11 protein-coding genes are annotated in these 12386 nt (G+C 72.5%); 4 read left to right on the top strand and 7 right to left on the bottom strand.

Annotated features, from left to right (window positions below; translation table 11 throughout):
• Positions 1–320 precede the first annotated feature (320 nt).
• The 3 genes from BUE43_RS08515 to BUE43_RS08505 all read right to left on the bottom strand — a co-directional run bounded on the left by BUE43_RS08515 (position 321) and on the right by BUE43_RS08505 (position 2779).
• Complete coding sequence (locus BUE43_RS08515; RefSeq protein ID WP_073480808.1) at positions 321–881, bottom strand: NADPH-dependent FMN reductase; 561 nt, start codon at positions 879–881, stop codon at positions 321–323.
• A 117-nt stretch (positions 882–998) separates the two neighbouring features.
• Complete coding sequence (locus tag BUE43_RS08510) at positions 999–2159, bottom strand: macrolide family glycosyltransferase (protein ID WP_083959513.1); 1161 nt, start codon at positions 2157–2159, stop codon at positions 999–1001.
• A 173-nt stretch (positions 2160–2332) separates the two neighbouring features.
• A complete protein-coding gene (locus BUE43_RS08505) occupies positions 2333–2779 on the bottom strand; it encodes an SDR family oxidoreductase (protein WP_073480807.1) in 447 nt (148 codons plus the stop codon).
• 121 nt (positions 2780–2900) lie between these two features.
• Here BUE43_RS08505 and BUE43_RS08500 point away from each other — a divergent pair, with 121 nt between their 5' ends.
• From BUE43_RS08500 to BUE43_RS08490, 3 genes are all read left to right on the top strand, one after another.
• On the top strand, positions 2901–3509 hold the full coding sequence (locus tag BUE43_RS08500; protein ID WP_073480806.1) for a TetR/AcrR family transcriptional regulator: 609 nt from the start codon (positions 2901–2903) through the stop codon (positions 3507–3509).
• Positions 3510–3592: 83 nt separating this feature from the next.
• Positions 3593–4246, top strand: a complete 654-nt coding sequence (locus tag BUE43_RS08495; protein ID WP_073480805.1) for a TetR/AcrR family transcriptional regulator — start codon at positions 3593–3595, stop codon at positions 4244–4246.
• Positions 4243–4575: a DUF6204 family protein gene (locus BUE43_RS08490; RefSeq protein WP_073480804.1), complete on the top strand. Its 333-nt coding sequence runs from the start codon at positions 4243–4245 to the stop codon at positions 4573–4575. The genes BUE43_RS08495 and BUE43_RS08490 overlap by 4 nt, the downstream gene beginning before the upstream one ends.
• A gap of 160 nt (positions 4576–4735) precedes the next feature.
• Here the strand turns inward: BUE43_RS08490 and BUE43_RS08485 are convergent, their stop codons facing one another.
• From BUE43_RS08485 to BUE43_RS08475, 3 genes are all read right to left on the bottom strand, one after another.
• The gene (locus tag BUE43_RS08485; protein ID WP_073480803.1) at positions 4736–6145 is read right to left on the bottom strand and encodes an SWIM zinc finger family protein; all 1410 of its coding nucleotides are present in this window, start codon (positions 6143–6145) and stop codon (positions 4736–4738) included.
• Positions 6142–8970 (bottom strand): DEAD/DEAH box helicase, encoded by a 2829-nt coding sequence (locus BUE43_RS08480; protein WP_143174060.1) that lies wholly within the window; start codon positions 8968–8970, stop codon positions 6142–6144. The genes BUE43_RS08485 and BUE43_RS08480 overlap by 4 nt, the downstream gene beginning before the upstream one ends.
• 358 nt (positions 8971–9328) lie before the next feature.
• Positions 9329–10519: an epoxide hydrolase family protein gene (locus BUE43_RS08475; RefSeq protein WP_073480801.1), complete on the bottom strand. Its 1191-nt coding sequence runs from the start codon at positions 10517–10519 to the stop codon at positions 9329–9331.
• A 224-nt stretch (positions 10520–10743) separates the two neighbouring features.
• On the opposite strand from BUE43_RS08475, the gene BUE43_RS08470 reads away from it, so the two are divergent.
• Entirely contained in the window at positions 10744–11541 is a 798-nt protein-coding gene (locus BUE43_RS08470) for a TetR/AcrR family transcriptional regulator (protein WP_073480800.1), read from the top strand.
• 61 nt (positions 11542–11602) lie between these two features.
• On the opposite strand, the gene BUE43_RS08465 is transcribed toward BUE43_RS08470, so the two are convergent.
• On the bottom strand, positions 11603–12232 hold the full coding sequence (locus BUE43_RS08465; protein ID WP_234995603.1) for a GntR family transcriptional regulator: 630 nt from the start codon (positions 12230–12232) through the stop codon (positions 11603–11605).
• Between the last annotated feature and the right edge of the window lie 154 nt (positions 12233–12386).

Raw genomic sequence — 12386 nt, 5'->3', positions numbered from 1 at the left:
GCTCCACGCTCGCCCCGGACCAGGAAGACCGACACGTCCTGACCCCCGAACAACCCTGCGGTCGTCCACGGCTGCGTGGGACCGGCGACGCGGTGTCAAGTTGTTTTCTTGGCGGAGGGCCGAGTTGTCCACAGATCCGGAGTTGTCCACAGGGGAGCGTAATGATCTCGGGGGCCGGGCGCTGGGCCGGTAGGCTGGAGCAGGGCTCGCCCCCCAGGGAGGGTGGGGGCTGACTACTGGGAAGAGGGCGGCGGGCGGCGGCGCTGACTGTCCACAGAGGACGCAAAGGACTCAGTGGGCAGGGCGCCGAGTGGGTTTCGTCAGGCGTGGGCGGGGTTCGACGCCGACTGAGGGGATTCCACCAGCCGCGCGAGGACGTCCCGGAGCTGCTGCCGCACAGCGGGGTCGGCGATGACCCCGTCCGAGATCATCCCGGGAGCGACGGGGATGCGCACGCACGCCGACTCGACGATGCGCGTGCCCGTGTACGCGAGCACGGACCGGAGCGTGGCCTCCGCGCCCTCCCCGCGCCCGGGAGCGGCGACGTTCACCCAGGCCACGGGCTTGTCGCTGGTCTCGGTGCCGCCGATCGTCCAGTCCAGCAGGTTCTTGAACGCCCCCGGCAGCGTTCCGGCGTACTCGGGAGCGCAGACCAGGACCGCGGTCGCCCCGGCGATCGCCGCCCGCAGCTCGGCCACCGGCGTCGGCAGCGGATCGTTGTCGTCGTCCGGGTTGAAGTGCGGCAGCGACGCCATGCCGTCGTAGCGGACGGTCCGCACCCGCTCCGGAGCCACGACCTCAGCCGTGCGCAGCAGGGCGTTGTTGGAGGACGCGGCCCGCAGACTTCCGGACAGCAACAGGATCACGGGGAGCTCGGACATCCGTTCACCGTACTGTCCTTTCTCGACAGTCCACCCATGATTCGCCGCACACGGCCCGGCCGGAGGCCGGCCGGGCCGGGGGTGGCCGCCGGCACACCGACCGGCGGCCACCTCCGGTCAGCGGAGCCGCGCCTCGATCAGGTCGACGGCCCGCGCGGTGCCGCCCTCCTCCCGCAGCTCCTTGCGGATCGTGGCCAGCGTGGCCGCCACCTGCGGGTCACCGGTGAGCCCCTCCAGCGCGGCCCGCAGGCGGTCCGCGGTGGCCTCCTCGGTGTCCAACCGGCGGGCCACCCCGAGCTGGACGAGCAGGTCAGCGTTGCTGAACTGGTCGACCGCCTGCGGCACCGCGATCATCGGCACGCCGCAGTACAGGCCCTCGGTCGAGCCGCCCATGCCCGCGTGCGTCACGAACAGGTCGGCCTGTTCGAGGATCGCGAGCTGCGGCACCCAGCGGTGCACCTCGACGTTGCCCGGCACCTCGCCGAGCTCGGCCACGTCGACGTGCTTGCCGATCTGGAGCACGACGTGCCACCCGGGCAGGTTCCCGAAGGCGCGCAGGCACTCCCGGTAGAAGGCGGGCTGCTGGGTGAACGCCGACCCGAGCGAGACCAGCACGACCTTCTCCGCGTCGGCCGGGCGGGTCCACGTCCCCTGGTGCGACCGGTCCCCGAAGCACGGCCCGACGAAGGTGTACCGGTCGAGGTCCACCCGGTCCGCGTTCGGTTGCAGGGCACGGGGAATCAGCACCAGACCCCTGGGCGGCCGGCTCATGAAGGAGGCCCAGTCCAGGTGGCCGAGGCCGTTCTCGGTCAACCACTCGTCGCACCGCCGGAAGAGCGCCGCGCCCCGGGGGTCCTGGAGCATCGCCTCCGTCATCGCCGCCATGTCCTCCCGGTAGCCCTCCCACGCGACCAGCGTCGGCGAGAGCTGCATCTCGGGCACGTCCCACTCGTTGGCGAGCACCCGGGCCGGGGCGCCGGCGATGTCGTAGAGGAACAGGTCCGGCCGGTCGTTCTCGTACGCGGCGCGCAGCTGCGGCAGCATGGCGATCGCGTCGTTGAGGAAGATCTCGTAGAACCCGATCTGGTCGTCGAACGAGGTGCCCGGGTCCTCCGTGGGGAGCGTGGAGGTGTAGGGCACGAGCTCCGCGCCGGTCGCGGCGATCGCCTCGGCGTAGGCCTCGGTGTTCGCGTAGGTGACGCGGTGGCCGCGCGCCACCAGCTCCCGCATGATCTCCAGGTTCGGGTGGACGTGCCCGGGGGCGGGAATGCTGACCATGGCGATGTGGGCTTTGCGCAAGGCGTCCTCCAACTCGAAGTGCTCGCTGCTCCAGTTGGAGCAGTGGGAAATGTGTGTGCTCACCGGCACTTTTCCTGATGTGACACGGGAAACGATCGGCAGGGTTCCCCGGCCGGCCGCGCGGCGCCGCCGCTTCGCGACGTCGGTCTCCGCTAGCGCCGGCCGGAGCGGTGGTTGCGGGGCGGGACCGGGCGGTGCCGGAGAGCGGGTTGGCGGACGCGGTCCCCGCCGAACGACGGCGTCGCGGCACGGCCCGGGCGCCCCGTGCGACCGCCGGGAACCGGGTGTCCGCCCGGGGCCTGGACCTCGGCCTCGATCTCGATCTTCCTGACCTTGTCCACGGTCGCCTCCTCCGTGCCGAGCAGGCCGTGGCCCGCGTTGTTCGTGACGATGTCGAGCTGGCCGAACGCCTCGACGCCTCGGTCGACGGTCGGCCGGACCGCGTTGTCGCCGGCCGCGTCAAGCGGGAGCGCGACCAGGTCGTCCAGGGCGCGGGGTCGGCGCGGGGCGACGACCGGCGGGACGATCTGGCTGAACTCGCGCCCCGCCCCGGCGGCGGACCAGGCGCGGGTGTGGGCTGGGCGGTTGTTCTGGATCACGTGTTGCTCCCTTGGCACTAGGCGAGACGAGACGTCTCGTTCACGGGGCATAGCTTGATCCATCGGTGGACGACTTGTCAAGACGAGACGTCTCGCCTCGTGTGAGTGCTACCGTCGGCCCATGCGCACGGAGAAGGCACCGAACCCCGCCCGGCGGAGCGAGCGCTCCCGGCAGGCGATCCTCACGGCGGCGCTCGACCTGGTGATCGAGGTCGGGTACCGGAAGCTGACGATGGAGGCGATCGCCGGCAAGGCCGGCGTCGGCAAGCAGACGATCTACCGCTGGTGGCCGTCCAAGGGCGCGGTGGTGCTCGACGCGATCCTCGCGCTGAGCCAGGGCGACACGGGCGACAGCACGCTGCCGGACACCGGCGACGTCGAGGCCGACCTCAAGCTCGTGCTCAGGGCCAGCCTGGAGGAGATGGGCGACCGCCGGTTCGACGTGCTCTACCGGGCGGTCATCACCGAGATCCAGTACGACCCCGCGCTCACCGAGGAGATGGGCCGGCGGTTGCTGGGCCCCATGTTGGAGCTGAGCAAGGACCGGCTGCGCGCGGCCCAGCGGGCGGGCCAGATCGCCGAGAACGCCGACCTCGACGTGGCTGTGGAACTGATCTACGGCTCCGTCTACTACCGGTGGCTGCTGGGCACGGGTCCGCTCACGGCCGAGTACGCCGACCGGGTCGTCGACTGGGCGCTCAACGGCCTGCGCCCGCGCCCGGCCGGGTGAGCACGCTTTGATACAGTGTTGTATCTGAATACAATGCTGTATCCGACTGTGCTGTAGCCGTTCGCCGAGCCGAGGGAGGCGCCGTGACGCGCAAACGCCTGTCACGCGAGGAGAGCCGGGAACAGACCCGGGAACGCCTCCTGACGGCGGCGGCCGAGCTGTTCGCCGAACGCGGGGTCAACGGCGCCTCGGTGGAGCAGATCGCCGAACGCGCCGGGTACACGCGGGGCGCGTTCTACGGCAACTTCGAGGACAAACACCACCTGGTGCGGGAACTCCTCCACCGCCGCACCCGCGGCGAGCACGAGGAGGTGCGCGCGCTCACCGAGAGCGCGTCCTCCCCGCAGGAGGCGCTGACATCGCTGCGGGCGTGGCACCGGGAGCGCGCCAACCACCTGACCGGCTGGCTGGCGCTGCGGATGGAGCTGCTGCTCTACGCGCTGCGCAACAGCGAGGCCCGCCCGCTGTTGGCGGAGCGGGAACATCTCGCCAGGAACGCGCTCGCCGACGGCCTCCGGCAGCATTTCTCGGCCCGCGGCCACACGCCCCCCGCCGACCCGGCGTTCCTCGCGCTGGTCGTGCACGCGTTGGAGGACGGCCTGCTCATCCAGCGGATGCTGTCCCCCGACGACGTCTCGGACGAGGTGGTCGTCGACGCCTACGAACTCCTCGTCCGGTCCTGGACCGCGCTCGGCGAACGACAGCGGGACGACCACCAGGAAGGTTCCCCGACATGACGACACGCACCTACCGCCTCCTCGTCCGCGGGCGGTTCGACCAGCTCGACGAGGACGCGCGGGCTCGGCTGCTCGCCGTCGCCGACGACCACGACTCGCTCCAGGCCGCCTTCACCGAGGAGGGCACCTTCACCTACTCCCGGGAGCTGCTCAGCTTCACCTTCCGCTACCTGGTGTCCGTCTCGGGCGAGGACACCGACCGGAAGGCGCACGAGCTGGCCAAGGAGAAGGCTGTCGCCGCGCTCAGCGAGGGCGGCTACGGGTTCCGGGACCTGCGCGTGACGGGCACCGACATGACCGACGTGCGCATTCGCCGCCGGGGTCGCTGAGTTCCTGGGACCACGCTGGTGTTTGCCTTCCATGGCAAGCAGAAGTCATCGGAGCGCGGTGACGGGGACGCACACCCGCCACCGCGCTCCGCGATCTCTGGAACGCCCGTCCACTGAGGACAAGTACCGACTGTCTACTGAGGACAGTGAGACAGGGCTGTCACTCGGCGTCGAGGTCGGCGAGGGCGGTGGCCGGGTCGCGCTTGGGCGGGCCGGCGGGCCACCAGTCGCCGGACTCCTCGCGGTAGGGGTACCACCGCCCGTCCCTGCCGTAGCGGAGTTGGAGACCGCGTCCCGTCAGCGTCCACCGGTTGCGCCAGGCCCGGACGCCGGCTCCGGCCTCCGTGCCCGCCACGCCCGCTTTGCCCGCACTGCTCGCGGGGTCCGCGCCGTCCGCACTGTCTGTGCTGTCTGGGCTGTCTGTGCTGTCTTCGGGGTCCTCGGCGAGCCGGCCGACGGCGGCGCGGACCCGGGCCACGGCCTCCTTCGGCGGCGACCACACCACTTCGAGGGTGTCGAGCCCCGCCCGACCGCCGTACTCCCACGCCCTGGCGGCCCGGGGCAGCTCCGCTCCCCGCTCGCTCGCCTCGCGCAGGCGGGCGAGGACGTGCGGATCGCGGTGCGTCGCGGCCCACCGCACGGTGTCCTGCCACAGGTCCAACGGCTCCGGGAGATCGACGAGCTCAGGAGGACCCGCGTCGCCACTCTCCACAGTGGACAGAATCTCCCTGGCCCGGAGTGCCGCGTCCACGACCAGCACGGCCAACCCGGCGGGGTCGACGCCCTGTGCCGACGGCACCGCCAACGGCGTTGCCGGCGTGAGCGGCGTGGTCAGGGGCTCGGGCAGCGGCGGCACGGGGCGCGCGTACGCCTCGCCGGCGGGAGTCCCTTGTGGCACAGCGGTTTCCGCCGTCGCCAGGTCGACCGGCGCGGGCACGAGCTGGGCCTCGCCCCGTGCCGCGTTGCGGTGCTGCAACTCGTCCAGCAGCTCCCGCTCGCCCCGGCCGCGCATCAGCAGCAGCACGAACGGGTCCGCGTCCAGCAGCCAGGACGCCTGGTAGCACAGCGCCGCCGCGTGCCGGCACGGGAGCTCCCAGTCCGGGCAGTCGCACTCGGGTTCGAGGTCGGCGATGCCGGGCAGCAACCGCACGCCGGCGTCCTCCGCCGCCGCCACCAGGTCGTGCGGCATGTCCCGGTCCAGCAGCGCCGCGAGGTGCCCGGCCCTGGCCGCGACCCGGTCCAGGAACCGCTCCCACTCCACGTCGCTGAGCTCGTCCAGGAAGACCGCCGTGCGGTACGACGTGTCCTCCTCGTGGTCGTGCACGGTGGCCGCGATCCGACCCGGGCTCACCGTGATCGGGCCGACCTGTCCGCTGTGGGCGTTCTTGCGCCCCTGCTTCAACGGCCGCTGGTCGAGCGCGGTGTCCTCCATGGCGGTGATCCAGGCGTTGCCCCACCACGTCCTGGCGAAGCGTCCCGGCCGGCGTCGGCTGGCGGGGAAGGCGGCGAACCCCCGCACCCGGTCGCGGTCGTCCCACTCGTCGTCCCGGCTCGTGCGGTCAGGTCTCATCGCGCGCTCCTCAGCTCGACCAGGGTCGCCAGCTCGACGTCGGACAGCTCGGTCAGCTCGGTCAACACCGCCTCGTCGCCGTCGTCCGGCCGCCCGAGCACCGCGTCGGCCAGCTCGCGCTTGGACCGCAGCATGGCCGCGATCCGGTCCTCGACGGTGCCCTCGGCGATCAGCTTGTGCACCTGCACCGGCCGGGTCTGCCCGATCCGGTAGGCGCGGTCGGTCGCCTGCTCCTCCACCGCCGGGTTCCACCAGCGGTCGTAGTGGATGACGTGGTCGGCCCGGGTGAGGTTGAGGCCGGTGCCGGCGGCCTTCAACGACAGCAGGAAGATCGGGGCCTGCCCGTCGGCGCTGTCCTGGAACCGCCGCACCATCTCCTCGCGCGCCGCCACCGGCGTTCCGCCGTGCAGCAACTGGGTCGGCAGGCCCCGGTCGCGGAGGTGGCGCTCCAGCAGCCGGGCCATGCTCACGTACTGCGTGAAGACGAGCACCGCGCCGTCCTCGGCGACGATCGTGTCCACCAGCTCGTCGAGCAGGTCAAGCTTGCCGGAGCGCGCGGCCAGCTTCGGCCGCGTCTCCTTCAGGTACTGCGCCGGGTGGTTGCAGATCTGCTTCAACGCGGTCAGCAGCCGGACGATCTGGCCGCGGCGGGCCATGCCGGTGCTGCTCCGGATCTCGGCCATGATCTCGCGCACGACCGCCTCGTACAGCCCGGCCTGCTCCGGGGTGAGCGCCACCGGCCGGTCGGTCTCGGTCTTGGGCGGCAGCTCCGGCGCGATGCCGGGGTCGGACTTGCGCCGGCGCAACAGGAACGGCCGCACCAGCCGGGACAGCCGGTCGGCGGTCGCCTTCGCCGTGGCCTCGTCCCCGCCCTCGATGGGCTTGGCCCACCGGTTCCGGAAGGCGGTGAGCGAGCCGAGCAGACCGGGTGTGGTCCAGTCGAGGATCGCCCACAGCTCGGAGAGGTTGTTCTCCACCGGCGTGCCGGAGAGCGCGACCCTGGCGGCGGCCGGAATCCGGCGCAGCGCCTTCGCCGTGCCGGACCGGGGGTTCTTGACGTGCTGCGCCTCGTCCGCGACGAGCAGTCCCCAGTGGACGGTGGCGAGCTGGTCGGCGTCCAGCCGCATCGTCCCGTAGGTCGTCAGCACGAAACCGCCGTCGACCCCGTCCAGCGAGCGCCCCGCGCCGTGGAAGCGGCGCACGGCCGTGCCCGGCGCGAAGCGCTGGATCTCCCGCTCCCAGTTGCCCAGCAGCGAGGCGGGGCAGACCACGAGCGTGGGACCGGCCGTGTCCGCGTTGTTCTCAGTGTTCTTCGCGATCTCCTGCCGGTGCAGGTGCAGCGCGATCAGGGTGATCGTCTTGCCCAGGCCCATGTCGTCGGCCAGGCACCCGCCCAGGCCCAACGACGTCATGTTGGCCAGCCAGCGCAGACCGCGGAGCTGGTAGTCGCGGAGGGTGGCGGCCAGCGCGGCCGGCTGGGGCGCCGGCTCCGCCCCGCCCGAGGACTGGTGCGAGGCCAGCCGCTCCCGCAACGCGTCCAGCCACCCGCTCGCCGCGACCTCGACCTGCTCCCCGTCGACCTCGGTCGCGCCGGTCAGCGCCACCCCCAGGGCGTCGATCGCGGTCAACGGCTTGAGCGCGCGGTCCCGCGCCTTCCGCGCCAGGGCCGGGTCGACCAGCAACCACTGGTCCCGCAGGCGCACGACCGGGCGGTGCGCCTCGGCCAGGCGGTCCATCTCGGCCGCGGTCAACGGCTGCCCGCCCAGCGCGAGCTGCCAGTCGAAGTTCAACAGCTGCCCACCGCCCAGGAAGGACGGCAGGTCCGTGGGCGCCACGTCCGAGCCGCCGACGACCGCCCTGGCGGTCAGGTCCCTGGCCAGTTCCTTCGGCCAGTGCACGGCCACCCCGGCGGCGGCCAGCCGCGCCGCGCCGTCGGCGAGCAGGTCCTGCACCTCGTCGTCGTCGAGCGGCAGCTCGTCCGGGGCCGCCCGCTCCAGCAGCCGCTCCAGCGGGGTCCACACCCGGGCGGCGCGGCGCACGGCGAGCACCGCGTCAACCCGCGCACGGGGGCCGAACCGCTGCTCGGCCTCGCCCCACAGCTCGCCGGCGTCGGCGACCAGCGTGGGGTCGGCCAGGCTGTGGGCCTGGACCACGGCGCGGAACGAGATCCCCCCGTCGGCCTCCCACGCCTCGACGCCGCCCGGGATCTCCACCCGCAACGAGATCCGCACCCCGGCGTCGATCCCGGCGGACAGCTCCTCGGCCCACCCGCGCAGGTGGGGAACGCGGTGCGGGGCGCGGGCCGCGAACGCCGCGCCACCGGCGGCGTAGGCCGCGGCCGGCGTCCGGGTCATGCCGTCCGCCACCGCGTCCAGGAACCCCCGCACCAACAATTGGGCGTCAGGCAGCAGGACGTCTGCCGCCGTACCGTCCGTCACAGCGCCGTCCGGCGCGGTCACCGGGACCGCGCGGGCCACGGCGGGCATGGCGGCGGCCAGTTGGCGGACGCGGGCGACGTCCTCCGGGGCGAGCGGCCCGACGCGCCAGGCGTCGAAGTCGCCGGTGGAGACGCCGGGCAGCAGTCGGCCCGCGGCGACGAGCCGCAGCGCCTCGACCGACACCGCGCCCCAGAAGGCCGCGGCCGGGTGGGCTCCGGCGACGCGCCGTGCCCTGGTCAACAGGGCGAGGGCGTCGGCGACCGGCACCCGCACGGCGGGCACGGCGCGGGTGGCCACCACTCCCTGTTCGGGCACCACGACGGTCAGCTCACCGGGTTCGCCGACCGCCTCGGGCAGCCCCTCCCCCGTCGGGCTCCAGAAGGCCATCCGCCCCGTCCTGGGCGGGTCCCCCTCCTCGAACACCACCGCGCACCGCGCGAGTCTCGCCGCACTGTCACCCGAAACCCGTGTCATACCGCCCTTTCCCGCTCTCGCTGCCTGCTGATGCCCGGTCGCAGTGAACACCGGCTGGTCTTTTCCCCACCTCTGAGAGCTGTGCCACGGTCGTCGTCCGCCGCCGGGCGGGGGACAGCGCGCCCCGTGGAGCGCGCTGTCCAACCCGGCGTGGGACGCCCACTATTCCCCGTTCACGGCGATCGCGCACATGAACCGATAAACCGTCCACTGTGGACTGTTCACGGACGGTGCACCGCCGATTCACCGACAGTTCGCGGAGCGGGCGCGGTCAGCGCGCGGTCGCCCCCTCGGCCCGGACGCGGCGGAAGAACTCCCGCACGTCGCCGACGTAGAGGTCGGGCTCCTCCATCGCCGCGAACGTGCCGCCCCGGTCGAACTCCGTCCAGTGCACGATGTTCCTGTTGTCCCGCTCGGCGAACCGGCGCATCGGCCAGTTGATGTCCCTGGGGAACACGGCGACCCCCATCGGCACCGTGGAAGGACGGATCTCGGTGGGCACGTCCACCTCCTCGCCGGTGTCCGGAGTCTCCACAAAGGACCGGGCGACGGAGTTGGCCGTGTTCGTGAGCCAGTAGAGCATCGCGGTGGTGAGGATGCGGTCGCGGTCGACGGCGTCCTCGGGCGTCTCGCCGCAGTCGGTCCACTCCTTGAACACCCCGACGATCCAGGCGAGCTGGCCGACCGGTGAGTCGGTCAGGCCGTAGGACAACGTCTGCGGGCGCGTCGACTGGATCTTCTTGTAGCCGTACAGCTCCGCCATGTAGTGCTCGGCCCTGCGCATCCACGCCTGCTCGTCCTCGGTGAGGTCGACCAGCTCCTCGGGGTCGCCGGAGGGGAAGGTGATCAGGCCGTTGGTGTGCACGCCGACGACGTGCTCGGGCGCGATCAGGCCGACCTCCCGGGAGATCCAGGTGCCCCAGTCGCCGCCCTGCGTGCCGTACCGCTCGTAGCCGAGCCGCCGCATCAGCTCCCGCCACGCCCTGGCCACCCGGGCGCTGCCCCACCCCGGCTCCCGCGTCGGCCCGGACAGGCCGTAGCCGGGCAGGGAGGGGATGACCAGGTGGAACGCGTCGGCGGGGTCGCCGCCATGCGCGCGGGGGTTGGTCAGCGGGCCGATGACGTCGAGGTACTCGGCGACCGAGCTGGGCCAGCCGTGGGTGACCAGCAGCGGCAGGGCGTCCGGCTCGGGCGAGCGGACGTGCAGGAAGTGGATGTTCTGGCCGTCGATCTCGGTGGTGAACTGCGGGTGCTCGTTCAGGCTCGCCTCGTGGCGGCGCCAGTCGTATTCGGTGCGCCAGTGCTCGGCCAGGCCCCTGAGGTAGCCGAGCGGGACGCCGTAGCTCCAGCCCGTGCCCGGCAGCTCGTCCGGCCAGCGGGTGCGCGCGAGCCGGTCGCGCAGGTCGGTCAGGTCGGACTCGGCGATGTCGATGCGGAAGGGCCGGATCTCGGTGTTCGTCATCCTCTGCTTCCTGCTCCCTCGGTTCGGGTCGAAGGGTGGACGGACGCGTGCGCGCGCCGGGAAGGGTCCCGGCGGGGACGAGCGGTGAGAAGGGGATCGAGAGGGCGCGTGTCAGCGCGTTGACCAGCGTGAAGGAGGTTCTCCGCGTTCGACGCGGTGCCGGTACATTATAACCGTGCGGCGTACCGTATCACGTACGGTACGCCGTGCGCTAGTGTCGGCGCATGGTCGAGTACAGCGGCAGTGGAGACCCGGCCCGCAGCCTGGCGCTGCTGTGGCGGACCCGGGAGCGGACCAGCAGGAAGGGCCGGCCGGACCTCGGCGTGGACCGCATCGCGCGGGCGGCCATCGAGATCGCCGACACCGAGGGCCTGGGCGCGTTGGCCATGCGGCGCATCGCGGAGCGGCTCGGCGTCGGCACCATGACGCTCTACACCTACGTCCCCAGCAAGGCCGAGCTGCTCGACGTCATGCTGGACACGGTCAACGGCGAGGTGGCCACCGAGGACGTCCCGGGCGGCTGGCGGGCCCGGCTGGAGCACGTGGCCAGGGAGAACTGGGCCCTCTACCACCGGCACCCGTGGATGCTGCACGTCGCGACGATCCGGCCGGTGCTGGGGCCGAACCTGATGGCCAAGTACGACTACGAGCTGCGTGCCGTCGACGGGATCGGGCTCACCGAGATCGAGATGGACTCGGTGCTCAGCCTGGTGCTCGGGTTCGTCGCCAGCGCGGTGCGCGGCGCGGTCGAGGCGGCGCAGGCCGAACAGGTCACCGGCATGTCCGACGAGCAGTGGTGGGGGTCCTACGCCCCGCTGCTGAACCGGGTGCTGGACGCGAGCCGCTTCCCCACCGCGTCCCGGGTCGGCGCGGCGGCGGGCGCCGAGTACGGCGCCGCCCACGACCCGGCGCACGGCTTCGAGTTCGGCCTCCAGCGGGTGCTGGACGGGATCGAGGTGCTGGTCCGGGCACGCGCCGCCGAGCGGGACGCCGAGGGGGCACCGGCTGATCACACAGACTGATCACCGCCGGTCGACGGCCGCCAGCGGACAGCGCACGGCGGACGGCCTCAGGAGTCCCGCGTCAGGAGTCCGGCGTCAGGACGTCGTGCGTGTAGACGAGGTGCTCGTGCATCAGGTCGCGGGCGCGCTCGCCGTCGCCCGCGAGCAGGGCGTCCAACAGGCCGGCGTGCTGGTCGGCCGAGTCGCGCAGCCCGCCGCCGTGCGCGAGCTGGCCGGCCCCGTAGAGCCGGGTCTGGTCGCGCAGCAGCCCGACCATCTCGACCAGCCGGCGGTTGCCGGCCAGCGCGAGCAACGTCAGGTGGAAGTCGCGGTCGGCCTCCAGGAACGTCGGCAGGTCGCCGTCGTCGGCCGCGCGCTGCATGGTGGCCACCAGCGCGCGCAGCCGGGGCTCCTCGGCCGCGGGGACCCGGCCGGCGACCCGGATCAGGGCCGGCACCTCCAGCAGCTCGCGGATCTCGTAGATCTCCGCGATGTCGGCGTCGGCGAGCTCGACCACGCGGTAGCCGCGGTTGCGGACCGGTTCGAGCAGACCCTCCCTGACCAGCTCCAGCATGGCCTCGCGCACCGGGGTCACCGAGACGCCGAGCTGGGCGGCGAGCTGCAGCGCGGAGTAGATCCGCCCGGGACGGATCTCACCGGTGACCACGGCGGTCCTGATCATCCGGTGTGCCTGCTCACGCAGACTGCTCACGCTGAGTCGCTCGCTGGAGGTCAGGTTCACCATCCGCGGTCACACTCCGCTACTCGTCCCACAGGGGCGCTCATGGTCGCACACGTCGAAACCGCATCGTGTCGGAACTGCCGGTACACCGTTCTTGTGTTGTACCTAACACCTCAATTAGGGT

The sequence above is a fragment of the Streptoalloteichus hindustanus genome (genome assembly GCF_900129375.1).
GTDB lineage: Bacteria > Actinomycetota > Actinomycetes > Mycobacteriales > Pseudonocardiaceae > Streptoalloteichus > Streptoalloteichus hindustanus.
Note: the sequence above shows the minus strand (reverse complement) of the source record. Positions and strands in the feature narration are given on the sequence as shown.

Excerpts from the sequence above, each read along its gene's own strand:
- BUE43_RS08500 (WP_073480806.1), top strand. The coding sequence starts at position 2,901 with ATGCGCACGGAGAAGGCACCGAACCCCGCCCGGCGGAGCGAGCGCTCC.
- BUE43_RS08480 (WP_143174060.1), bottom strand. The coding sequence starts at position 8,970 with ATGGCCTTCTGGAGCCCGACGGGGGAGGGGCTGCCCGAGGCGGTCGGC.
- BUE43_RS08475 (WP_073480801.1), bottom strand. The coding sequence starts at position 10,519 with ATGACGAACACCGAGATCCGGCCCTTCCGCATCGACATCGCCGAGTCC.
- BUE43_RS08490 (WP_073480804.1), top strand. The coding sequence starts at position 4,243 with ATGACGACACGCACCTACCGCCTCCTCGTCCGCGGGCGGTTCGACCAG.
- BUE43_RS08470 (WP_073480800.1), top strand. The coding sequence starts at position 10,744 with ATGGTCGAGTACAGCGGCAGTGGAGACCCGGCCCGCAGCCTGGCGCTG.
- BUE43_RS08485 (WP_073480803.1), bottom strand. The coding sequence starts at position 6,145 with ATGAGACCTGACCGCACGAGCCGGGACGACGAGTGGGACGACCGCGAC.
- BUE43_RS08510 (WP_083959513.1), bottom strand. The coding sequence starts at position 2,159 with ATGGTCAGCATTCCCGCCCCCGGGCACGTCCACCCGAACCTGGAGATC.
- BUE43_RS08515 (WP_073480808.1), bottom strand. The coding sequence starts at position 881 with ATGTCCGAGCTCCCCGTGATCCTGTTGCTGTCCGGAAGTCTGCGGGCC.